At 65.7% G+C, this 22,830-nt stretch carries 18 protein-coding genes; 12 read left to right on the forward strand and 6 right to left on the reverse strand.

Annotation, left to right across the window (positions count from 1 at the left end; genetic code table 11):
- The 3 genes from K0M74_RS14240 to K0M74_RS14250 form a co-directional block, all read left to right on the forward strand.
- Positions 1-2,198 (forward strand): pitrilysin family protein (locus K0M74_RS14240; protein ID WP_293973703.1); only part of this gene is annotated, 2,198 nt, incomplete at its 5' end.
- Positions 2,199-2,224: 26 nt separating this feature from the next.
- On the forward strand, positions 2,225-2,524 hold the full coding sequence (locus K0M74_RS14245) for a hypothetical protein (RefSeq protein ID WP_088443263.1): 300 nt from the start codon (positions 2,225-2,227) through the stop codon (positions 2,522-2,524).
- A gap of 122 nt (positions 2,525-2,646) precedes the next feature.
- Positions 2,647-3,891: a multidrug effflux MFS transporter gene (locus K0M74_RS14250; RefSeq protein WP_293973706.1), complete on the forward strand. Its 1,245-nt coding sequence runs from the start codon at positions 2,647-2,649 to the stop codon at positions 3,889-3,891.
- 93 nt (positions 3,892-3,984) lie between these two features.
- Here K0M74_RS14250 and K0M74_RS14255 read toward each other — a convergent pair whose 3' ends face one another.
- From K0M74_RS14255 to K0M74_RS14275, 5 genes are all read right to left on the reverse strand, one after another.
- The gene (locus K0M74_RS14255; protein ID WP_293973709.1) at positions 3,985-5,538 is read right to left on the reverse strand and encodes an amino acid permease; all 1,554 of its coding nucleotides are present in this window, start codon (positions 5,536-5,538) and stop codon (positions 3,985-3,987) included.
- Between the two features lie 104 nt (positions 5,539-5,642).
- On the reverse strand, positions 5,643-7,673 hold the full coding sequence (pbpC, locus tag K0M74_RS14260) for a penicillin-binding protein 1C (RefSeq protein WP_293973712.1): 2,031 nt from the start codon (positions 7,671-7,673) through the stop codon (positions 5,643-5,645).
- 334 nt (positions 7,674-8,007) lie between these two features.
- A complete protein-coding gene (locus K0M74_RS14265; protein WP_293973715.1) occupies positions 8,008-13,851 on the reverse strand; it encodes an MG2 domain-containing protein in 5,844 nt (1,947 codons plus the stop codon).
- 139 nt (positions 13,852-13,990) lie between these two features.
- Positions 13,991-14,368 carry a histidine triad nucleotide-binding protein gene (locus K0M74_RS14270; RefSeq protein WP_088443253.1) on the reverse strand — a complete coding sequence of 126 codons (378 nt, stop codon included), beginning with the start codon at positions 14,366-14,368 and terminating at the stop codon, positions 13,991-13,993.
- A gap of 8 nt (positions 14,369-14,376) precedes the next feature.
- Positions 14,377-14,709 carry a phosphoribosyl-ATP diphosphatase gene (locus K0M74_RS14275; RefSeq protein WP_293973720.1) on the reverse strand — a complete coding sequence of 111 codons (333 nt, stop codon included), beginning with the start codon at positions 14,707-14,709 and terminating at the stop codon, positions 14,377-14,379.
- 173 nt (positions 14,710-14,882) lie between these two features.
- Between K0M74_RS14275 and K0M74_RS14280 the strand changes: the two genes are divergently transcribed.
- The 6 genes from K0M74_RS14280 to K0M74_RS14305 all read left to right on the forward strand — a co-directional run bounded on the left by K0M74_RS14280 (position 14,883) and on the right by K0M74_RS14305 (position 20,574).
- Positions 14,883-17,963: a TonB-dependent siderophore receptor gene (locus tag K0M74_RS14280; protein ID WP_293973723.1), complete on the forward strand. Its 3,081-nt coding sequence runs from the start codon at positions 14,883-14,885 to the stop codon at positions 17,961-17,963.
- A 121-nt stretch (positions 17,964-18,084) separates the two neighbouring features.
- A complete protein-coding gene (gene ung, locus K0M74_RS14285) occupies positions 18,085-18,798 on the forward strand; it encodes a uracil-DNA glycosylase (protein ID WP_293973728.1) in 714 nt (237 codons plus the stop codon).
- Positions 18,795-19,553, forward strand: a complete 759-nt coding sequence (locus tag K0M74_RS14290) for a sulfite exporter TauE/SafE family protein (protein ID WP_293973731.1) — start codon at positions 18,795-18,797, stop codon at positions 19,551-19,553. Before ung ends, K0M74_RS14290 begins: the two co-directional genes overlap by 4 nt.
- A gap of 77 nt (positions 19,554-19,630) precedes the next feature.
- Complete coding sequence (locus tag K0M74_RS14295) at positions 19,631-19,762, forward strand: hypothetical protein (protein ID WP_268239169.1); 132 nt, start codon at positions 19,631-19,633, stop codon at positions 19,760-19,762.
- 13 nt (positions 19,763-19,775) lie between these two features.
- The gene (locus tag K0M74_RS14300; protein WP_293973734.1) at positions 19,776-20,231 is read left to right on the forward strand and encodes a YaiI/YqxD family protein; all 456 of its coding nucleotides are present in this window, start codon (positions 19,776-19,778) and stop codon (positions 20,229-20,231) included.
- Positions 20,232-20,388: 157 nt separating this feature from the next.
- Positions 20,389-20,574: a hypothetical protein gene (locus tag K0M74_RS14305; protein ID WP_144035819.1), complete on the forward strand. Its 186-nt coding sequence runs from the start codon at positions 20,389-20,391 to the stop codon at positions 20,572-20,574.
- Between the two features lie 105 nt (positions 20,575-20,679).
- Here the strand turns inward: K0M74_RS14305 and K0M74_RS14310 are convergent, their stop codons facing one another.
- Positions 20,680-20,901 carry a hypothetical protein gene (locus K0M74_RS14310; protein WP_293973741.1) on the reverse strand — a complete coding sequence of 74 codons (222 nt, stop codon included), beginning with the start codon at positions 20,899-20,901 and terminating at the stop codon, positions 20,680-20,682.
- A gap of 110 nt (positions 20,902-21,011) precedes the next feature.
- Here K0M74_RS14310 and K0M74_RS14315 point away from each other — a divergent pair, with 110 nt between their 5' ends.
- From K0M74_RS14315 to K0M74_RS14325, 3 genes are all read left to right on the forward strand, one after another.
- Positions 21,012-21,344, forward strand: a complete 333-nt coding sequence (locus tag K0M74_RS14315; protein WP_293973744.1) for a DUF962 domain-containing protein — start codon at positions 21,012-21,014, stop codon at positions 21,342-21,344.
- Positions 21,345-21,390: 46 nt separating this feature from the next.
- Entirely contained in the window at positions 21,391-21,819 is a 429-nt protein-coding gene (locus tag K0M74_RS14320; protein ID WP_293973747.1) for an OsmC family protein, read from the forward strand.
- A gap of 94 nt (positions 21,820-21,913) precedes the next feature.
- Complete coding sequence (locus K0M74_RS14325; RefSeq protein ID WP_293973750.1) at positions 21,914-22,795, forward strand: arylamine N-acetyltransferase; 882 nt, start codon at positions 21,914-21,916, stop codon at positions 22,793-22,795.
- Positions 22,796-22,830 lie beyond the last annotated feature (35 nt).

Genomic DNA, 22,830 nt, shown 5'->3' on the forward strand with positions numbered 1-22,830 from the left:
TGGGGGTGGGGGGGGGGGGGGCGTCGGCCGCGCCCCCCACCGCCAAGGCCAAGGTGCAGGAGTGGTTCGGCGACATCCCGCGCGGTCCCGAAATCACAGCACCCCAGACGACCGTCCCGACCTTGCCCGCGCCGCTGGCGAAAGAGGTCAAGGATCTCATTCCGACCCCGCGCATCTATCGCATGTGGGCGATCCCGGGGCTGAACGATGCCGAAGCCGTGCCGCTGCAGATGGCGACCGCCGTGCTCGGCGGCCTGTCGTCGTCGCGGCTCGACAATGCGATGGTCCGCACCGACCCCGTCGCGGTAAGCGTTGCTGCCTTTGCCCAGCCCTTTGAAGATGCCGGCATCCTGATCATCCAGGCCGATGTGAAGCCCGGAACCGATGTGGCGGCGGTTGGCAAGAAGCTCGACGAAGAAATCGCCAAATTCCTTGCAACCGGCCCGACTGCCGACGAACTGCAGCGCGCCGCTGCGAGCTATTTGGGCGGCACCATCGCGGGGCTCGAATCTGTTGGTGGCTTTGGCGGCAAGGCGGTCACGCTGGCCGAGGGGGCGCTCTATTCGAACGATCCGGGCTATTACAAGGTCGAGCTCGACCGGATGGCCAAATCGACCCCCGAACAGGTCGCAGCGGTGGCGCGCAAATGGATGTCGCGCCCGGCCTTCTCGCTGACCTATACCCCCGGCGAACGCACCGAAGGCGGCGAGAACCGCGGCGGCGCGGTGACGGCGGGTAAGATCACCGAGGCCGTGGCGCCCGATCGCTACTGGAACCCGGCGCTTGGCGATATCGGTCCCGACACCGGCATCGGCGCGGCGGCATCCATCGCCGACCGCTCACAATTGCCCGCGGTCGCCGATCTTACCGCGCTCGACTTCCCGGCGATCGAACGCACCAAGCTAAAAAATGGTGTCGAGGTCATCTTCGCCCGTCGCACGACGGTGCCGACGGTCAACGTCGCGGTCAGCTTTGACGCAGGCTATGCTGCCGATCCGCACAGTGCGCTCGGTACCCAGTCGCTGATGCTCAGCCTGATGGACGAAGGCACGACCAACCTCAATTCGATCGCCTTTGCCGAAGCGAAGGAACGGCTCGGCGCGCAGATCGATGCGACCGCCAACGCCGACGAGACGGTGTTCAGTCTATTCGCCTTGAAGCCCAATCTGGGCGCGTCGCTGACGCTGCTCGCCGACTATATCCGCAACCCGGCGTTCGATGCCAAGGAGCTGGAGCGCGTTCGCGCGCAGCAGCTCAACCGGCTGAAGGCCGAGCTCAACAATCCGAACGCCATCGCATCGCGGCTGATGGCGCCGATGCTCTATGGCGCCGAGCATCCTTATGGCATTCCGCCGTCGGGGCTGGGCGACGCCAAGGCGGTCGAAGCGGCGACGCGTGATCAGTTGGCGGCGTTCCATGGTGCGTGGATCCGCCCCGACAATGCGCGGGTCTTCGTCGTCGGCGACACCACGTTGGCCGAGGTGAAGAAGCAGCTCGACGCGACGCTGGGCCAGTGGAAGGCGCCGAAAACGGCGAAACCGGTCAAGAATTTCGACATCGCGATCCCGGCGCCCAAGCCGCGTATCGTGCTGTTCGACCGCCCCAAATCGCCGCAGTCGGTGATCCTGGCGGGCAAGGTGCTCGACGCGAAGGGTGGTGACCAGCTGGAAGTGCTGCGTTCGGCGAACGATATTTTCGGCGGCAATTTCCTGTCGCGCTTCAACACCAATTTGCGCGAGACCAAGGGCTGGTCCTATGGCGTGCGCAGCCGCATTTCGGGTGAAACCGACCGGCTGAGCTGGGTCGCCGTCGCACCGGTGCAGGCCGATCGGACCGGCGACTCGATCAAGGAACTGCAAAAAGACCTCAAGGGCTTCCTCGCCGACAAGGGCGTGACCAAGGAGGAGCTTGAACGCACGATCAACGGCAGCGTCCGCGAATTGCCGGGCAGTTTTGAAACCTCAGCCGATGTGCTCGCCGGACTGCGGCAGATCGTCAAATTCGGCCGTCCGGACAATTATTACGAGACGCTGCCCGCCACTTATGAAGCGATGACCACGGCTGAAATCGACGCGGCGGCGCGCAAGGCGCTGAGCACCGACGATCTTGTCTATGTCGTCGTTGGCGATGCGGCGGTGGTCAAACCGCAGCTTGACGGATTGGGTTTGACGGTCGAAACAGCGACTCCGATTAACTAACATTGATTTCAGTAAGGAGAGCTTCGATGTCCGTAGACGGCAGCTATGATTGCGTAACGAAGTCGCCGATGGGCGACCAGAAGTCGGTGTTCACGGTCAAAAGCGATGGCGACAGCTTCACCGGATCGAATGCCGGTGCCATGGGAGCGCTCGACGTCCAGAACGGCAAGGTCGATGGCAACAAGCTGACCTGGACCATGGACATGAAGGTGCCGATGCCGATGACGCTCGAATGCGAAGCGACGATCGACGGTGACGCGCTGACCGGTACGATCAAGGCCGGGGCTTTCGGTTCGATGGCGATGACCGGTACCCGCCAGGGCTGAACCATTCGCTAGAAAAACGGGAGGGGGCCGTTCCGCGAGGAGCGGCCCTTCTGCGTTGCATAGCAATGCTCTTTGCCTTGGGGGGTGTTCAAAGCTCCGGCTTGGGACCATAGGCTGCTGCGATGCACAACCCGGCCCCACCCCCCAAGCGGACCCTGCCGGGCGAACGCGAAATGGTGGTCATGATGGCGATGGTGATGGCGCTCAACGCGCTCGCCATCGACGCAATGCTGCCCGCGCTGCCCGCGATTGGCAAAGGCCTTGGCGTCCTTGTCGCCAACGACCGGCAATATGTCATTTCGCTCTATCTGCTCGGGATTGGCTTCGGCTCGCTAATCTACGGCCCGCTCGCTGACCGTTTCGGGCGCAAGGGCGTGCTCGTCCCGGCGCTGTTCGCCTATGTCGCCTTTTCGATCGGTTGCGGGCTGGCGACCAGCTTTCCAATGCTTCTCGCGCTGCGCTTTGGTCACGGGCTGGTCAGCGCCGCGCTCGGCGTGATTGTCGTCGCGGTGATCCGCGACCTGTTTTCGGGTGATGCGATGGCGAAGCGGCTTTCGCTGATCTTCCTTGTGTTCATGATCGTACCGATCATCGCGCCGACGATCGGTGCCGGGGTGGAGGCGGTCGCCGGCTGGCGCGCGATCTTCATCGTCCTGGCGGTGATGGGCCTCGTCATGGTTGCGTGGCTCCGCCGTCTGCCCGAAACGCTCGAGCCCGCCGACGTCCGCCGGCTCGATTGGCGGACGATGGTCAGCGGCTGGGCGACGGTGACGCGGCATCGCCGCGCCGCGGGCTATATGATCGCGTCGGGCATGATGCAGGGCGCGCTCTATGGCTATCTCAACAGCAGCGAGCAGATCATCGACGAGGTGTTTAACGCGCAGAGCTGGTTCCCGCTGATCTTCGCCTGCGTCGCGGTGGGGATCGCGATCGCCAATTTCTCGAACGCCGCGATCGTCGAGCGTTTCGGTGCGCGGCGGGTATCGCAGACCGCGGTCTTTGCCTTCATGGCGACATCGATGGCGCAGATTGCTGCGGCGCTGAGCGGCGCCGAGACTTTATGGATGTTCACCGCGCTGATGATGGTCAATGTCGGCCTGATCGGCTTTATCGGCAGCAATTTCGGATCGATCGCGATGGAAGATTTCGGCCATATGGCCGGGGTTGCTTCGTCGTACCAAAGCTTTGCCAAGACCCTGCTCGCGGCGGTGGTCGGCGCGACGATCGGTCAGCAATATGATGGATCGACCTTGCCGCTCGCCTATGCCTTTCTGATCAGCGCCGTCGTTGGTTTGGTCCTGGTGTTCTGGGCCGAGCGCGGCAAGCTGTTCACCCGGCCGGGAACGGCACCCAAAACGCCGTACTGACGAAAGAGGCGTCACCAGACGGGTCAATCCGAAACAAGAAAGGGCCGCCGCGGCAGATGCCGGGGCGGCCCTTCTTGTGGTTGGCGCGGCCGATCAGTTGATCGGGCTGTGCGGTTCCAGATCGTCCTCATGGACTTCGACCAGGCCCTTGCCGACATGGCTGGTGCGATAGCCATAGAGGAAATACAGCACCATCCCCGCCGCTGCCCAGAGCGGCAGCACGATCATCGCTTCGAACGGCAGGTTGAGGAACAGGAAGATACAGCCGACGATCGTCGCCGGGCCGATCAGCCACAACATCGGCGTCTTGAACGAGCGTTTCACATCGGGCGCGGTCTTGCGCAGGATCATCACCGAAATGGCTACCATCATGAACGCATAAAGCGTCCCCGCGTTGGCAATGTCGGCCAGCTTGCCAACCGGCAGGAACGCCGCAGCAATTGCAACGGCGACGCCGGTGATCGCGGTGATGACATAAGGCGTCTTCCACTTGGGGTGCACCTTGCTCCACGATTCGGGGAGCAGGCCGTCGCGGCTCATCACGAAGCCGATACGCGTCTGACCAAACAACAGGATCAGGATTACCGATGGCAGCGCGACGAAGGCGGCGATGCCGAGCATGTTACCGACCCCCGAGAAGCCGATCTGGCGCAGCACATGTGCGAGCGCTTCGTTCGAGCAGACGAGCATGTCGGCATATTGCGGCATGGCGCACTGGCGCGCCAATTCTTCCGACCCGGTGGGGAAGGGAATGCCGTTCGGCCCCATGATCGGCTGACCGCCGATGGTGCCGACCGCGCCCGCCGCCACCAGAATGTAGAAGACCGTACAGAACAGCAGTGATCCGATCAGGCCGATCGGGACGTTGCGCTGCGGATTTTTGGTTTCTTCGGCCGCGGTCGAGACCGCGTCAAAGCCGACATAAGCGAAGAAAATTGTTGCCGCAGCGCCGACTGCGCCGACCCCCGAGCCAAAGCCGCCGAACATCCCGGCGGGCAGGAAGGGATTGAACTTTTCCATTTCGGTTTGCGGCAAGGTCAGGATGATAAAAGCGGTGAGCGCCGACACTTTAATCATCACCAGCACCGCATTAACGCGCGCGCTTTCAGTGGTGCCGATCATCAACAGCCAGGTAACGAGCAGCGCGATGATCAGCGCTGGCAGGTTGATCAGGCCGCCGGGGGCGCCGCCTAGAGCCAGCGGTCCGGCGCTGAGCCAGGCGGGTAGCTGGAAGCCGAAAAATTCATTCAATATCGTGCCCTGCAGATAGCCGGACCACCCGACTGACACGGCGCTCGCCGCCACCGCATATTCGAGCACCAGCGCCCACCCGACCGTCCAGGCGAGCAGCTCGCCCATCGTCGCGTAGGTATAAGTGTAAGCGGAACCCGCGACCGGGATCATCGACGCGATTTCGGCGTAGCAGAGCGCTGCGACGATGCAGATCAACCCGGCAATGGCGAAGGCGAGCATCAACCCTGGCCCGGCCTTTTGCGCCCCGGCGGCGGTCAGCACGAAAATTCCGGTGCCGATGACGCAGCCGATGCCGAACAGCATCAATTGAAAGGCACCGAGGGTGCGGTGAAGCGATTTCTTCTCGGCAGTCGCCAAGATGGCGTCGAGCGATTTAACGCGGCCAAATATCATGAATGTTGATCCCCTAGTCGGCGACTTTGCCGCCATTCTCCTGGCGCGCAGACTAACCGCTTCGCGCGGCAGCGCAACTTAATTTCAGGGTTGTGACACGCACTTTATCGCACTGTGAAACGCACCCGGTCTATCATTCGGCCGCCCGGGTCGACGAGCGCCAGCATATGCGTGCCCGGGCGGGGCAAAATCTGTTGCCCCGCATCGGCGTCGCCGAGCGGTTTCTTGTCGAGGATCAGCCGGTATCCGGCGACCGAGCCGCTTACGGTCACCGCCAGCCGCTGGCGATCGATCGGGATGTCGGGGTCGAGCGCATAGACGCTGCCGCTGACCGGGCTGGTGATGCGGGGGCGGCGCGCGGCTTGCGGCGCGGCGGCCATTTCGGTCTGAGCGGTGCCGCGGAGGAAATATTCACGGCGCGGCGGTTCGCGGGTGCCGGGAAGCGCGATCTGGCGCGCTTCGACGCCATCGGGCATCGTCGGCGCTTTGCCCGGATTTCCGGCATGGAGGGCGAGCATCACGTCGCGCCAGACGGGTGCTGCGCCCGAGGTGCCCGAAACGGCACGCATCGAATCGCCCTCCAGATTTCCGACCCACACCGCGACGGTGAAGCGGTCGGACCAGCCGATGCACCAATTGTCGCGCATGCCTTTGGAGGTGCCGGTCTTGGCGGCGGCCCAGAAGGGGAGGCGCAGTGCGCTGTCGGCGCCGAAGGCGTCGGTGCGCGCGGCGGCGTCGGCGAGGATGTCGCCGACGATGAAGGCGGCGGCGGGGCCCACGATCTGGCGTGGCGGAAGTTCACGAAGGTGCCGCGTAGAGTCGAATGTGACGGGTGACCACTTTCCCATATTAGCCAATGTTCTGAAGGCATTGGCTTGCTCAACGAGGGACACTTCGGCCGATCCGAGCGCCAGCGAGAAGCCGTAGTACTCTCCGTCCTCAACGAGGCCGTGATAGCCGAGCGCCCAGAGGCGATCGCGGAACTGCTGGACGTCGTCGATAACGAGCGCACGGACCGCGGGGACGTTGAGCGACGAGGCGAGCGCGTGGCGGACGCTCACCGGGCCTTTGAAGCTGCGGTCGTAGTTTTTGGGGACATAGAGGCCTGAGGCGGTGTCGAGCTGGACCGGACTGTCGTCAAGGATCGAGGCGGCGGTGAGCCAGCCATGTTCGATCACCTGCGCGTAAAGATGCGGCTTGAGCGTTGACCCGGCCTGGCGCCGCGCATTGGCACCATCGACTTGCGATGCGGTCGATTTGAGGCCGACGCCGCCGACATAGGCGAGCACCTCGCCGGTCGCATTGTCAAGGACGACCACGGCGCCGTCGCGGACGCGGTCGGAACCGAGCCCGGCGAGCTGGCGGCGCAGCGCGACGATCGCGGACGTCTGGATGCGGCGGTCGATCGTGGTGGTGACGCGCTTGCCGGGCTTGTCGAGCAGGCGGACCGCGAGATGCGGCGCGAGCGCGGGGTCGAGCTGCGCGGCGCGGTCGCCCGAGACGAGCGTCGCGGCGGCGGCGCGGATCGCCGTGCAGTCTTTGGTTTGGGCAACGCGGCAGGCGCGGCGGCCGAGCGCGTCGGCGCTCGCGGTGGGATTGGGGAGCAGGCCGGCGAACAAGGCGGCGTCGGTGCCGGTCATGTCGGCGGGGCGCTTTCCGAACAGCGCGCGGGCGCCCGCGCCGATGCCCAGTGCCTCGCCGCGCAGCGGGACGAGGTTGAAATAGGCCTCGAGCATTTGGTCGTGCGACCAGTCTGCGGCGAGCGCTTGAGCGGCGCGCATCTGGCGGAGCTTGGTCCGCCAGTCGCGCTTGCCGGGTTGGGCGAGGCTCGGGTCGAGGAACGCAGCGAGCTGCATCGCGAGGGTCGAGGCGCCGCGCGAGCGGTCGCCGGTCCAGCGCGCGCGGACGGCGCTGGCGACCGCGAGCCAGTCGACCCCGCCGTGCGACCAGAAGCGCCGGTCTTCGCTTTGTACCACGGCGGCGCGGACGGCGGGGCTGATGGCGTTCAGCGGTACCCACGCGAGGCGGCGGCGCTCGAAATTGACACGCTCGCTGTCGAGGAGTTGGCCGTCGCGGTCGTAGAGCCACGCTTCGCTGGGCTGCCAGACGGCGCGGACGGCGGCGTAGGCGGGCATGGGGGGCGGCCTGGTGGCGAGGTGTGCGGCTGTGGTGAGGATGAGCAGGGCGAGGGCGAACCACGCAAGGATGTGGGGCCAGCGGGGGTGGCGATGTTGTTTCATCTTCTAATTCAGCACATGCTCCCGCGAAGGCGGGAGCCCATCTGCCGAGGGCTCAACCTTGCACCGACCGAAGCTGGGCCCCTGCCTTCGCAGGGGCACAGGGATAGAGAAGCGGCACCCACTATCCCTGTTCGCATCGAGCGAAGTCGGGATGCCCGTCGGCCGTGCATGCTTGCGGGGTTTCTCGACTTCGCGCGACACCAACTGAGGAAGGGTGAACAGGTAGGCATCACTGCCCCACGCTCGCCACCGTCAGCGATCCGTTCGGCCACTGACCGCGGATCGCGGGCGAGTACATCGCCTCGACGCGCGTCGGCGGCAGCGAGAAGCGGCCCGAGCCGTTGAGACGGACGACATATTCGACGGCATGGGTGCCCGCGGGCATCCAACCGAAATAGCCGCGCCAGCTGTCCTTGCCGCGCTCGACATAGCTCGGCTGCGCGCCCGATCCGCTGGCTTGATCGGCGAGCATTTCGGACTGGCCGCCGAGACTGCCGACGATCGTCGCGCCGGGGGCGATCGGATCGTTGATCACCACCCACGTCCGGCCGGCGGCCGCAACGACCTCGATCCGTACCTTGATCACGTCGCCGCGGGTCAGGCGGTCCTTGCTCGCTGCCTTGACGATGCTCACCGAACGTTTGATCCGGTAACCCGCGTTGAGCGGTTCCTTCAAAGGCACCGCGGCCTTGACGCTGACGGTGGCCCAGGGCGCGCCGGTGCCGACATGCTTCAGGCTCATCGTCGCGGCGACCAGCGCGACGCGCAGCGGCGAGGGCGTTTCGGCGGGAAGCGGCCAGCTTTGCGAAGCGCTGGCGCCCGCGAGGCTGATGTTGGTGACCCCCGTGATCGCGCTTGCCGGATAGAGTTCGGCGAAGCGGCGGACGGTGACCGCGCCCCAAGCGTTGGCGGGGGTGGTGTCCCAATGGCCCTTGCGCTGGCGCTGCGCGACGCCGACCATCAGCTTGCCCGCGTCGTCTTCCCAGCCCTTGCGGCTGAGCACGGCTTCCAATGCCTTGATCGCCATTTCGTCGCCGCTGGTCATCATCCACCAGGGCGCCCGCGCGTCATCGACGAGGTCGAGGCGCGTGCCTTCGTAAACGAGCCGCTTGCGCAGCTCGGCTTCGGCGGCGGTGCGCAGCGCGGGGGCGCCGCGGACTCCCGGGGTGCGTTCGATCGCGACGAGCCAGTCGGAGAGCGTGCCAGTGGTCATGTCGATCGGCGCGATGTCGTTGGTGGCGACCAGCTGCGCGCTCGATGCATTGTTGCGGGCGAGCGCCGCGAGTGCGGCGATGCGGACCGGGCGGATGTCGTAGGGGCCATAACCTTTGCGGGTGAGCCGTCCTTCGACAGCCGCTTGCAGCGCCGCCACCATCTTCGCCTTGGGCGCATCGGGGATCGCAAAGCCGTTCGCGGCGGTGATGCTGAGCACATACGCGGTCAGCTCGATCGAGCCTTCGAGCCGCTCGTTCGGCCAGTAGCGGAGCAGGCCGTTGCTATCGAGATAGGTCGGCAGCGCCCCGGCCAGCGCCTGCCAACGGCCGAGATCGCCGAGCGCGACGGCGCGCGACGTTTCCTGTTCGAAGCAGGTGTAGGGATAGGCGATCATATAGTCGCGCACCCCGGCGAGCGGCGGCGCGAGCGTTCCCGCGAGCGCGACATCGACATAACCGCCGGGCAGCGCGCCCGCGGGGATGCCGATTGGCAGCGTCGTGCCGGGGCCGACGCGGAACAGGCTGGCGGCCCAGGTTTCGACCGGCACCGCGGGTTCGACGACCTGCGCAAAGACCAGCCGGTCGCGCTGCTTGCCGCCCTTCGCCACCGCCTCGACCGTCCATTCGATGGGGCCGGTCTGTTCGGGCGCGGTCATCGACCAGCTGATCGGCACCGCGCCGCCCGCGGGGATGGTGACGGTGAGCGGCGGCGCGGTCGCGACGGCGGGCGACAGCGTCGGGGTCGCGGTGACCTCCATCGCCCGATCGGTGCCGTTGCGCAGCGTGAAGCGTGCGTCATAGGTGTCACCGGTGCGCACCAGTTCGGGCATCCCGGCAAAGATGCCGAGATCCTGCACGGTACGGACGCTGGTTTCGCCGGTGCCGAAAAATTGGGCGCCGTCGGTCGCGATCGCGACGAGGCGGAAGCCCGACAGATTGTCGCTGAGCGGCACGTCGACCGTCGCGCGGCCCTTGGCATCGAGCGGAACATTGCCCTTCCACAGCAGGACCGGACGGAAGTCTTCACGGGTCAGCCCCGACAGGTCACCCCCCCCACCGCCGCCGGGTTCGAGCGCCTTGCGGCCATAATGCCGTTTACCCACCACCTGCATCTGCGCGGTCGAGGTGAGCACGTCGAGAGTACGTTCGCCCATCATGGCGTCGATCAGCTCCCAGCTTTCGTTGGGCGCGAGCTGCAGCAAGGCTTCGTCGACCGCGGCAAAAGCAACGTCGGCGTTTTTCGGCGCCTTGCCGCCGGGGGTCTTGACCTCGATGCTGACCTTGGCGGTCTCGCGGACCGAATATTTTTCCTTGTCGGCCTTTACCTTGACGCCGAGTTGGTGGCCTTCCCAGCCGACCCTGATGCGCGCGATGCCCATGCGGTAGGCGGGCTTGGCGAGGTCGACGAGCGCAGTCGGCGGGGCGCCTTCGCTATTCTCGATCTTGAAACCGACCGCGCGCTTCATCTTGCGGAACCAGCTTTCATCGCCGGTCACGCGGCCGCGCACCGCCATCACCGAGACATAGACGTCGGGGGCGTAGGTTGCGGGCAGCTTGACCTTGACGACGGGGTTGGTGCCCTTGAGCGGCACGACAAAGCTGGAGAGCACGCCTTCGCGTTCGACGGTGACCAGCGCGGTCGCTTCGCGGAACGGCATGCGGACCTGGAAGCTGGCGGTGTCGCCTGCCGCATAGCGCGGCTTTTCGGCGATCACGTCCATGCGGTCGCCATTGTCGCCGCCGAACCACCATTCATTGTCGCCCGCGAGCCAGACCGAGCGGACGGCGCGCGATTCATTGCCGTCGGCGTCGAGTGTCGTTGCGACCACCGTCACTTCGCCCGACACGCCGGGCGCCATTGCGCAGCGCGCGCGGCCGAGCTTGTCGGTCGTCGCGGTGCAGCTGGCGGCGAGCTTCGTCGTGCGCATCTGGTTGTCATAGGCGTAGAAACCGCCGATCAGGCGGCGCCGCGCAGTGATGATCTCGCGGTTGTAGAGCGCGACTTGGACGCGCTGGCCCGAAATCGGCTTGCCGTCGATGTCGAGCGCGATGAAATTGAGCTTGAGGTCGTTGTCGCGCATCAGCCAGCCGTCGGTTTTGAGCCCGAGGCGGACGGCGGAGGGGTAAAGGGTGATGCGGCGGCTGGAGGTCAGCGTTTCGCCATTGGCGTCCTCATAATCCATTTCGGCGGCCATCACCGTCGGTTCGGTGATCGGCTGGTCGATCGCGACGCTGGTCGTGGCAGCGCCATTGGCGTCGAGCTTGAGCGGCACCGAGCGCGCGAGCGGCAGGTCGGCGGCGGGCTCGTCGCCGCTGTCGTCGAGCTGGATCACGCCTTCATTGATCGGCTGGCCGTCGAAATCCCAGTCACGGTAATCTTGCGGCGGCGACCAGCTTGAGCGGAAATTGGTGCGCAGTTCGACCGGAATATTGGGGGCGGGGCCGCCCGACAGATAGCCGACGAACAGCGACAGCGGCACCGCGGTCGGGCGCACCGGCGATGTCTTGGGCCCGGTGACGGTCGCTTTCATCGTCGGCAGGCGATATTCGTCGACCTTGACCGACTGGCCCGACCAGATCGTCTTGTCCTCGCCATCCTTGTCCTTGGTGACGAACACCAGTTCATAATCGCCCATCGGCGCCGAGGCGGGGACGTTCCACACGCTGTCGCCGCTGCCGCTCGTGGCAATCGCGAAGGGCATTTCGAATTCGGTGTCAGAGCCGCGGTGAACGAGGCGGAGTTTGCCCGCGAGCGGCTGCGGCGTCATGAAGCCGGTGCCGACCGGGCGGCGCAGGATATGCTTCATATGAACACTCTCGCCCGCCTTGACGAGCGCGCGGTCGAAGACCGTGTGGAGAATATCCTGGCGTTCCGACCAGCCATAGGGGAGGTCAAAATCATAGGGGCGAATGCCGCTGCCCCAGTCGGTCAGCGTGAAGCTGAAATCATCGCCCGAGCGCGCCGAGACCATCAGCGCATGGCCCTCGCTCTTGGTCGGATCGGGGGTTTCCTCGCAGCTTGAATAGGTTTCGGGCTGGGGCAGTCCGCCCGCAAAGGCGAGGCGGCCTGCCTTGTCGGCGGTACCGCGCGCGAGCAGGCGGCCGGTGCAGCTGTCCGAGACGCGAATTTCGGCGCCCGCGATGGGCAGCCCGGTGTCGAGCGCAGTGACCCAGGCGAGCGAGCCTTCGCGGCCCCATTTGAAATGCACCGCCATGTTGGTGACGAGCGCGGCGGTCGCGACATAGCGTGTTGCCTTGCGCCCGAGCAGCGCGGCGCCGAGTTCGGGGCTGGCGATTTCGACGACGTGGAAGCCCTTTTCGGTGAGCGGGATGCCGACGACCTCGAATTCCTTGCCGCCACCGGGCGGGGTCAGTTGCAGGTCGCGGCGCTCACCGCCCGTGGGGGCATCGGCAAACACCGATTTGGTGCCGGTGTAATTGACCCTTATCTCCTTGCCGGTGCGGTCCTTTTCCTCGCGATAGTCGGTGTTGTCGGCGTCATCGACGCGTTTCAGCCAGCGCGCGATCGCTACGTCGTCGTCGCCGACCCGGAGCGCGGTGGCGGGCATTTTGAGGTTCTTGCTGACCATCGTCCCTTCGACCCCGCGCACGGTGACGGGCAGGACGCCGCCCTCGCCGGCCTCGAGGATGCCAAATTCGGCGGCGAATTTGACCAAAGGCGGGGCGCGGTCGATGTGGAATTTCAGCGGGAAGTTCGACTGGTTCTGGAGTTTGCGGCCGCTCTGGTCGGTGACATCGGCGGGCAGGATCAGCGTCGCGTCGACATTCTGCGGCAGCGGGCCGGTGAAGCGGACGCTGGTGAGGTACGCGTCATTCTTGTCGTCGTCGTCGACCTTTGGCGTCAGCTTCTTGCCGTCAGCGGTATTGAGCGTCGCCGCGAGCGCGGTCTCGCGCGCGACCGGCGAGGCGAAGCTGAGCGTGACGTCCTGGACGGGGTTGCAGCCCGCTTGCGGATTGACGCGGCGGCACGACATTTTGGCGGTGAAGGCGGGGCGGACGTCGAAGTCGAAGCGCTGGTCGCGCCCGGCGGTGCGGCCGGGGACTCCGGCTTGCGAGATGCGGGCATCCCAGACGAGCGCCATCTCGCGTCCCGGGGGCAGCGGGCGGCGGCATTTGACCGGGACGACGCGGTCGAGCAGTGCTTCGCGGTCGGCGCCCGCGGCGGGGAAGCGCTGCGGCAATCCGGCATCATAGGTGAAGGACTGGCGCGACCAGTTGTTGTCGCCGAGCCCGGTCAGGATTTCGGTCGCGGTGCCGCGCGGCAGGACGTCGAGCGGGATTTTCTCGCCGATGCCGTCGACCGCGCAATAGCCGTAGCGCGCGACCGAGGCGCGCTCGGCGGCGACGTTGGTTGCGACGAGGAAAATCTGCTCTTCCTCAACATCGCCGTTCATCCCGCCCGCGAGGATCGCGCGCGCCGAGGGACCGCCGGTGTCGAGCGCGAAGCGGTCGTTGCCCGCGACGGTGATGCCGCGCGCGGTTTTGAGGCCATTGCGGAGTTCGACATGGCAGCGCAGCCCGCCGGGGAGCGGTTTGTCGAATTCGAGCACCCAGGTGCGGGTATCGACCCAGCGGGATGACGCGGGGAGTTTACAGTCGTTGGTGGCGGGGGCCGGGGCGCGGGGATCGCCGAGCGGCACCATGTCTTCGGAAAAGCGCAGCGTGAAGCGGGTGATCGTGCCGTCGCCGGTCCCCGAACTGCCTGGGGTGGCGAGCGTCACCTGCGGCACCGTATCGGCGGTTGCGGTCGCCGCCATCGCGAGCGAAAGGGGGAGGATCAGCGCCAGTTTGGCCTTGCCGGCAAACCGTGCCGCGAGCCCCTGCCATCGCATATTCATCGCACCGTCTCCCCGCCTGAACCCGCCCCGCTACCCTGCTGGAAACAGGGGCTGCTGTCCACCCGTCGCCGCGTACCGGAAACGCTTAGCCGCGTTTCAGGAAAAGGCTGTGACCGCGGTCATAGACAACGGCCAAACGTCAGCGCGCGAGCATCGGGCCGAGCTTTTGGCCGGCGAAGATATGGACGTGGAGGTGCGGGACTTCCTGGTGGCTGTCGAGCCCCGTGTTGGCGAGCAGGCGGTAGCCGGGGGCGACGAGCCCCGCGTCGCGCGCAACCTGACCGACCGCGCGGACAAAACCCGCGATTTCGGCGTCGCTCGCGCGCGCCGAAAAATCGTCCCAGCTGACATAAGCGCCCTTGGGGATCACAAGGATATGGAGCGGCGCCTGCGGGTTGATGTCGTGAAAGGCGAGCGCGAACTCGTCGTCATAGACGGTCTTCGACGGCAACTCGCCGCGCAGGATGCGCGCGAAGATATTGCTGTCGTCATAGGGCTGGGTGGCGTCGATCGGCATGGTGGCTCCTAGGACTGGCGGCTGGCTTTTTCGGTGTGGCCCGAGGTGCCGTGGCGGCGAGCCAGTTCGGCGGCGATGGCGTCCCACGCGATGCCGCGTTCGGCGAGGAGGATCGCGAGGTGGAAGACGAGATCGCTCGCTTCGCCGATCAGCGCCGGGTCATCCTCGCTGACCGCGGCGATCACCGCCTCGACGGCCTCCTCGCCCAGCTTCTGCGCGATCTTGCCGCGGCCCTTGGCGGCGAGGCTGGCGACGTAGGAGTCTTCGGCCTCGCCCGCGGCGAGCCGGTCGTGGATGACGGCCTCGAGCCGCCCCAGCGCTTCACCCATTGCCTTGCTCATCCGCGCGCTCCCTTTGCGAGCGTGACTAGCGGCGCGGGCGCACGGCGACAAGCTGTGGCGCGAAGGACGCAAGATGAGATTTTTATCCGCCGGTAACCATATCGAAACGTGGTTTGCCGTATCTTTTCCGCGCCGGGGGGCAAGTTCAACGCTAATAAGTCGGAAAAAATATCATGAAATCAGGCACCCGCCCCCAGGTGTTTCTGGCCGCAACGGCCTCGGTCATCGCCTTGATCGCGACACCCGCTGCGGCGCAGAGCGGTGAAGACGACATTGTCGTCACTGGTTCGCGGATCGCGAAGAGCGAATTTACCAGCGCCGACCCGATCCAGATCATCGACCCCGATAGCGCCAAACTGCAGGGACAGGTCCAGCTGGCCGACATCCTGCAATCGACCCCCGCGGCGCAGGGATCGATCCAGATTACCTCGGCGATTTCCAACCGCTTCGTCGCCAATGGCGGCAATGACGTGCAGAGCGTGTCGCTGCGCGGGCTCGGCGCGGAGCGGACGCTGGTGCTGATCAACGGCCGCCGCGCGGGGCCAGCGGGGATCCGCGGGTCGGTCGCGCCGTTCGACCTCAACGTGCTGCCGCTGTCGGTGGTGCGCCAGGTCGAGGTGTTGAAGACGGGTGCCTCATCGATCTATGGCTCGGATGCGGTCGCGGGGGTGGTCAACATCCTGACCCGCAACGACCTAAACGGGTTCGAAGGCGGCGGTTTTTCGTCGATCACCGAACATGGCGGCGGCGAAAGCTACGGCGTCGATGCAAGTTTCGGCAAGACGTTCGACCGCGGGCATATCTTTGCGACGGTCGACTATTTCCGCCAGCAAAACCTCACCCGCCGCGACCGCGGTTTCCTGTTCTGCTCGGAAGAATATCTGAAGCGCGAGACCGATGGCAGTCGCGCCGACATTGTCGATTTTCGGACCGGGCGGCCCGCGTGCAGCAGTACCGTGGGCAATGCGATCATATTCAGCGACTTTTCGGGGGTTGATCAGGACGGTTTTCCGACCTTTGGCCCCGGACTGATCGCACCGAACGGGCAGGCGGTCTTTGCCGGCCAATATGGCGCCGAATTTGCAGGGGTCGGCATCCCGATCAACGCCTATAATCCGATCGGCGTGTTCGGCCCCGATGATTTCTTTGGTGTCAATTTTGACGGCCCATCGGCCGGTGCGCTCAACCAGTTCGAGCCGGTCGAGCAGGATTCGGACGTCTTTTCGGGGGTGAGCCGGATCAGCGCCTTTGCCGACGCGGCCTATGACATCACCGACAGCATCACCCTGTATGGCGAGGGGCTGTTCAGCAATCGCAAGTCGCTGAACAACGGCTTTCAGGTGCTGACGCTCGAGCAGTTTACCGGTGCGTCGATGCTGCCCTTTTTCCTTTGCAACCCGGCAGCAAACAACTGCGACCCGTTCGACATGGGCGATCCGTTCAACGGCGAATTCGGCGGCAACCTCATCCTGCGCCCGCGCGTGCTGGTGAAGTCACAAAGCCGCGCCGATATCGACTATTACCGCGGCGTGCTCGGGCTGCGCGGCACATTCGGCGGCGGCTGGAAGTGGGACGTCCACGGCCAGCACAGCCGGTCGGACGCCAGCTATACGCAGGACGTCATCTATCAGGATGCGCTCGCGTCGCAGACTTTGCGCACCCGCTCGTGCGTCGGCACCACGACCGCGATCCGCGGCGTGCCGTGCATCGACATCGACTTCACCGATCCGCGCGTTCTGCGCGGCGATTTCACGGCTGCCGAGCGCGCCTTCCTGACGGGGCGCGAAACCGGGCGCACCTTGTTCAAGCAAACCTCGGCCGAGGCCTTGCTGACCGGCAAGCTGTTCGCGCTGCCCGCGGGGCCGGTCGGGGTGGCGCTTGGCGCCAATATCCGCCGCGACGAAATCAACGACACCCCGGGCTCAGCGACGCTGGCGGGCAATGTCGCGAACTTCACGACCTCGGGAATCACCGCCGGTCGCACTGTGTCGAAGGAGCTGTTCGGCGAGGTCGAGGTGCCGTTGCTCGCGGATGTGCCGATGATCGAGCGGCTGACCTTGTCGGGCGCCGCGCGCTATACGCATGTCGAGGCGGCCCGGCGCGACGGAGTGCAGGATAGGTTCAGCGACGCGACGTGGAAGGTGGGCGCCGACTGGGCGGTGACCGACTGGCTGCGCTTTCGCGGCACCTGGGGCACCTCATTCCGCGCCCCGGCGCTGTTCGAGCTTTTCCTCGAGAATCAGACCGGTTTCCTTGGCCAGCAGGCGATCGATCCGTGCATCCAGACCGCAGCGCGGCTCGCGGCGGGGGCGATCAGCCAGCGCGTAGCCGACAATTGCGCCGCTGACGGCATCGGACCGAATTTTGCGGGCGGGATCGGCCCTGCGACGATTGTGTCGGGGGGCGGGATTGGCCAGCTCAAGCCCGAAACCTCGACCGCAAAAACCGTGTCGGTGATCCTGACCCCCGATCTGTCGGGGGCGCTGTGGGGCGGGCTCAAGACCAGCCTTGCGGTCGATTATTTCGATATCAAGGTGAAGGACGAGATCACCTTGCTCGGCGCCGGAAACATATTGAGCGGCTGTTATGATTCGGACGCCTTCCCCGACGAGCCGCTGTGCGCGCTCTTTACCCGCGCGGCGGCTGGCCCCGACGCACAGAGCGTCGCGGGGGTGACCGACCGTTATGTCAACATCAGCCGCCAGCGCAATCGCGGCGTCGATCTGTCGCTGGCGATCGACCAGGATCTCGGCAAATTCGGTGCGCTGGCGTTCCGCGCCCAGATGACCTGGCAGATCGAAGACAAGGTCGCGTTGTTCCCCGGCACGGTGATCGATGACAATGGCAAGATCGGCAATCCGAAATGGGTCGGCGATTTCAACCTCGGCTGGATGAAGGGCGGCTGGACTTTGTTCTACGGGCTGGACGTCACCGGCGGCGCGTCGAACATGGCCGATTTGCTGCGCGCGCAGGGCGGCGATCCGTGCCGCACGTCGAGCTTCCGCCCCGGCGGGCGCTTCTGCCCCGATGTCAGCGTACCCGCGACCTTCTATCATTCGCTGTCGCTGAGCCGCGATGTTGCCGAGCGGTTCCGGATCACTTTGGGCGTCGCGAACCTGTTCGATACGCCGCCGCCGCAGGTGTCCACGGTCGTGACGGCCACCCCGCCGGTGATCGGGCAGGCGCCGGCGTTCGGGACGCAATATGATTATCTGGGGCGGCGGGTGTTTTTGAGCGTGCGGGGGAAGATGTAAGGGGCAGTCGTTGCCAATCCTCCCCATCGCAAGTCGATGGGGACGATTGTTTTAAGTAGCGGCCGGTTGACGTCAGACCAACGGGCTGGACAAGCCCGCGCCCCTCTGGTGAAGCGCCGACATGACCGAGGTCAAACTGCATTCCGATTGGCTCGCGCGCATCGGCGGCGAATTCGCGCAGCCCTATATGGTGGCGCTCAAGGCGTTCCTTGCTGCCGAGCGCGACAAGGGCAAGACCATTTATCCGCGCCCGCGCGACTGGTTTGCGGCGCTGGAAGCGACGCCGCCGCAGGATGTCCGTGTCGTCATATTGGGGCAGGATCCCTATCATGGGCCGGGGCAGGCGCATGGGTTGTGCTTTTCGGTCCAGCCGGGAGTGCGGGTGCCGCCGAGCCTGGTCAATATCTACAAGGAAATGCAGAGCGATTTGGGCATTCCCCGCGCATCGCACGGGTACCTCAAGCATTGGGCAAGCCAAGGCGTGCTACTGCTCAACAATTGCCTGACGGTCGAGGCGGGGATGGCGGCGTCGCATCAGAAGCGGGGGTGGGAGACCTTCACCGACGCGGTGGTCGCGGCGGCGGCCGCCGATCCGGCGCCGAAGGTGTTCATCCTGTGGGGCAGCCATGCACAAAAGAAGGCGGCACGTGTCGCGGGGTTGGGTGCGGGCAGTCCGCACCTGATTCTGCGCGCGCCGCATCCTTCGCCGCTGTCGGCGCATAACGGCTTTTTCGGCTCGCGGCCGTTCAGCCAGACGAACGAATTTCTGGCGGCGCAGGGGCGCGGGACGATCGACTGGGCGTTGCCGGAACATCCGGACGCAGGCGCCGCATGAGTTTTTTGAGTGACCCGCTGACACTCGCGGTGCTGGCGCTCGCGGTGATATTGCTCGGACTCGCGAAGGGCGGGCTGTCGGGGGTTGGCGCGCTCGCGACCCCGATCGTCGCGCTGGTGCTGCCACCGACGCTCGCCGCGGCGCTGCTGCTGCCGATCCTGATCGTGCAGGATGTCGTCAGCGTATGGTCGTTCCGCAAGACGTGGGACGGGTGGATCATCGGCTGGATGCTGCCCGGCGCCGCGGTCGGCATCGCCGCGGGTTATTTTTTCGCCGAGCAGGTCGACGAGGCGAAGCTGATGGCGGCGCTCGGCGCGATCACGCTGGCGTTCGGCGTGTACCGGCTGTGGGTCGAACGCGGCGGGCGCGTCGTCGCAGCATCGACGTCGCCGGGATGGGTCGGTAGTCTGTTCGGAGTCGCGACGGGCTTCACCAGCCAGATCGCGCATGCGGGCGGCCCGCCGTTCCAGATGTGGGTAACCCCGCGCCGCCTGCCGCATCTGGTCTTCGTCGGCACCAGTTCGGTGCTGTTCGCGGCGATCAACTGGATCAAGGTGCCCGCCTATATCGCGCTCGGCGCCTTTCCGCACGAGGTGCTTGTGGCCGCGGCACTGCTGATGCCGCTCGCGATCGTCTCGACCTTGCTGACGGTGCGCTGGCTGAAACGGATCGACGGCGCGCGTTTCTATGTCCTGATTTATCTGCTCATGGTGTTGCTCGGCGCAAAGCTGATGTGGGACGGGCTGGCGGGATAAGGGGCGACTTGCGGCGCTAAAAGGCGTAGGATACGCCGCGACGGGCAAGGCGTCCGCCCCCTTTCAAGGTATTGACCATGGCCAAAGGCCAAAAGAAGACGAGCCGCGAAGTCCGCAAGCCCAAGGCCGAAAAGCCCAAGAAACCGAACGCTAGCAATCCGTCGACCAAGGTCGGGGTGGTCGCCGGCCTCGACAATATGAAGAAGTAACCGCGTCTCCGCCATGCCTGCGCCGACGATATTGGTCGATGCCGACGCCTGTCCGGTGAAGGACGAGATTTACCGCGTCGCGTGGCGGCACGAGGTGGCGGTGAAGGTGGTAAGCAACAGCCGGTTGCGCGTTCCCGAGCATCCGCTGATCGAGCGGGTGGTGGTGTCGGACGGCTTCGCCGCCGCCGACGACTGGATAGCCCAAGCGGCGGATGCGGCGAGCGTGGTGATCACCGCCGACATCTTGCTCGCCGACCGCGCGCTCAAGGCGGGGGCGATCGTGCTTGGCCCCAATGGCAAGCCCTTTACAATGGCGTCGATCGGCCCCGCGATCGCGACGCGCGCGATCATGGCCGATCTGCGCGCCGGGGGCGACCAGATCGGTGGCCCACCGCCGTTCACCAAGGCCGATCGCTCGCAATTTTTGCAGGCGCTCGACAGCGCGCTGGTGCGGCTGAAGCGCGGGTAGCGTTTTTCTTTCATTTTATTTCAACGCGTTGTGAATTTTTTCGTGGTCAGTGACGGCGATCACGGCGGCGCCCGACACCGCGCGCCATAACTCGGTGCATCGGGAGCGTCCCGAACGAAACTAAAAACGAAATGACAGCAATCGAAAGGAAGAGACGATGACCAGGAAGATGCTTCTCGCCCCCGCGTTCGCGCTGACCCTCGCGCTGACGGCGACCCCAGCGATGGCGCAGTCGGCGCAGCCCGCGCAAGGCAGCATGACGATCGCGACCAATCCAGTGCAGATCCTGATCGGCCTGCTGCTGCCCGCAGTGCAGAAGGTCCGCGAAGCCGCGGCGCGCTGAACCGACGGAATATTCATCTCCGGTCCGGCGCACGACGCCGGACCGGCACCAACCCTTCCGCCGAAGCGATCCCGGCGGGAGGGTTGCTGTCTTATGTGGCTTCCGTCAGTTGCCGGCGCGGCGGTGCACGACGAAAGCGAGCAGCAGCACCGCGGTGACGACGCCGACGATCATGCCTGCGGTCGTGGTAATCATGGTGATCGATGCCGCAGGTTCGGGCGCGTTCCATGCTCCGCTGCGCGTCTGTTCGACCATCCACCAAGCGCCGATAATAACGACAAGGTCGAGACCGATCATGCCGACCAGCGCACGCGTCGATTTTTTCATGGCTCCACCCCCTTGTTGCCTGGCGCGCCAGCCGATCACCATGCGCCGCCGACCAAAGTCAAAATCGCGCGCGTCTTGACCGTGCCGCTCCCGCGCCGCATCTTCCCTCGATGCCGCGACTCTACACCAGCTTTGCCGAATTCTGGCCCTTTTACCTCCGCGAGCATAGCAAGGCGTCGACGCGGGCGCTGCACTATGTCGGGACCAGCCTGGTCATGGCGATTGGGGTTGGCGCGGTGGTGAGCGGGCGGTGGGCGTGGCTGATCGCTTTGCCGCTGGCGGGCTATACCTTTGCGTGGATCGCGCATTTCGGGGTCGAAAAGAACCGGCCCGCGACCTTTACCTATCCGCTGTGGAGCCTGGCGGCCGATTTCAAAATGTGGGGGCTGTGGCTGAGCGGGCGCCTCGGCTCCGAGCTCGACAAGGCGGGGGTGGCGCGTTGACGTCCCACCGTCTGATTTCTTCATTTCCACCCAAGGAGACACCAGCATGACCGTCAACCGCGCATCCGCCCGCTACGAAGGTTTCGGCAAGGAGGGCAAGGGGTCGATCACGACCAAGTCGGGTGTGCTCGACAAGCAGCCCTATGGGTTCGGGACGCGCTTCGAGGGGCTGCCGGGAACCAACCCCGAGGAGCTGATTGCAGCGGCGCACGCGGCGTGCTTCACGATGGCGCTGTCGTTCGGGCTGGCGCGCGCGGGCTATGCGGGCGACACGCTGGAGACGAGCGCGGCGGTGACGCTGGATCAGGTCGACGGCGGGTTCGAGATCAGCCAGTCGGCACTCACGCTGGTCGCCAAAGTGCCGGGGATCGGCGCCGAAGAATTCGCAGCGATCGCCAAGGAAGCCGAAATGAACTGCCCGGTGTCGAAGCTGCTCGATTGCGAAATCACGCTGGAGCACAGCCTGGAAAGCTGAGAGTGGCGAAGGCGAGCGCGATTGGTGCTTGATCTCAACCGCGCTTGAGCTTTCATAAGAGTCGGCAGTTGATTCGTGAACGGAGACCTTGCCGATGTTGCACTATCCCGCCGCTCCCTCTTCCAGCGCCGACGATGGCGATACCGCGCCGTCCGCACGCGCGCCGCTGCTGACGCGCTATCTGGCGCGGATTGGCTTTACCGGCCCGGTGGCGCCGACGCACGAGGTGCTGGCGGCGTTGCAAGCGGCGCATATCGCGGCGATTCCGTTCGAGGCGATTGATGCGCTGACTGGCACCGGGATCGACATCGGTGCTGAGGCGGTTGAGGCGAAGCTGATCGACCGGCGGCGCGGCGGTTATTGCTTCGAACAGAACGGCCTGTTCCTTCGTGTGCTGAAGGCGATCGGGTTCGAGGCCGAAGCGTTGCTGGGGCGGGTACGCTGGATGCTGCCCGACGATGCCCCCGCGACCCCGCGCACCCACCAGGTCGTGCTGGTGACGCTCGATGGGCGACCCTGGCTCGCCGATGTCGGATTCGGCGCCGCGGTGCCGCCGCAGCCACTGGCGATGGACAGCGAAGCGCCGCAGCCGACGCGGCACGAAAGCTATCGCGTGCGGCGCGGCGGTTTCGGATGGGAAGTTGAGGCGCAGATCGGCGAGGAGTGGAAGCCGCTGTACCGCCTCGACGATGCTGCGGCGCCGCCGGTCGATTGCGTCGTCGGCAATTGGTACACATCGACGCACCCCGATTCGCATTTTCGCCACCAGCTGATCGCGGCGCGCACGACCGCCGAGGCGCGGTATGGGCTGCGCGACAACCGGTTGACGGCGCGACTGGCCGACGGGCGGATCGACCGGCGCTATCTGACCGCCGACGAGATCGAGCGGGTGCTGACCGAGATTTTCCTGCTGCCGGTGCAGCGCAGCTGGCGCGCCGCGATCGAGCGTGCGGCAACTGCCGAGATCAGCGCTTAGCGGGGGGGGGGGGGGGGGGGGGGGGGGGGGGGGGG

The organism is Sphingopyxis sp., from assembly GCF_019459305.1.
GTDB lineage: Bacteria > Pseudomonadota > Alphaproteobacteria > Sphingomonadales > Sphingomonadaceae > Sphingopyxis.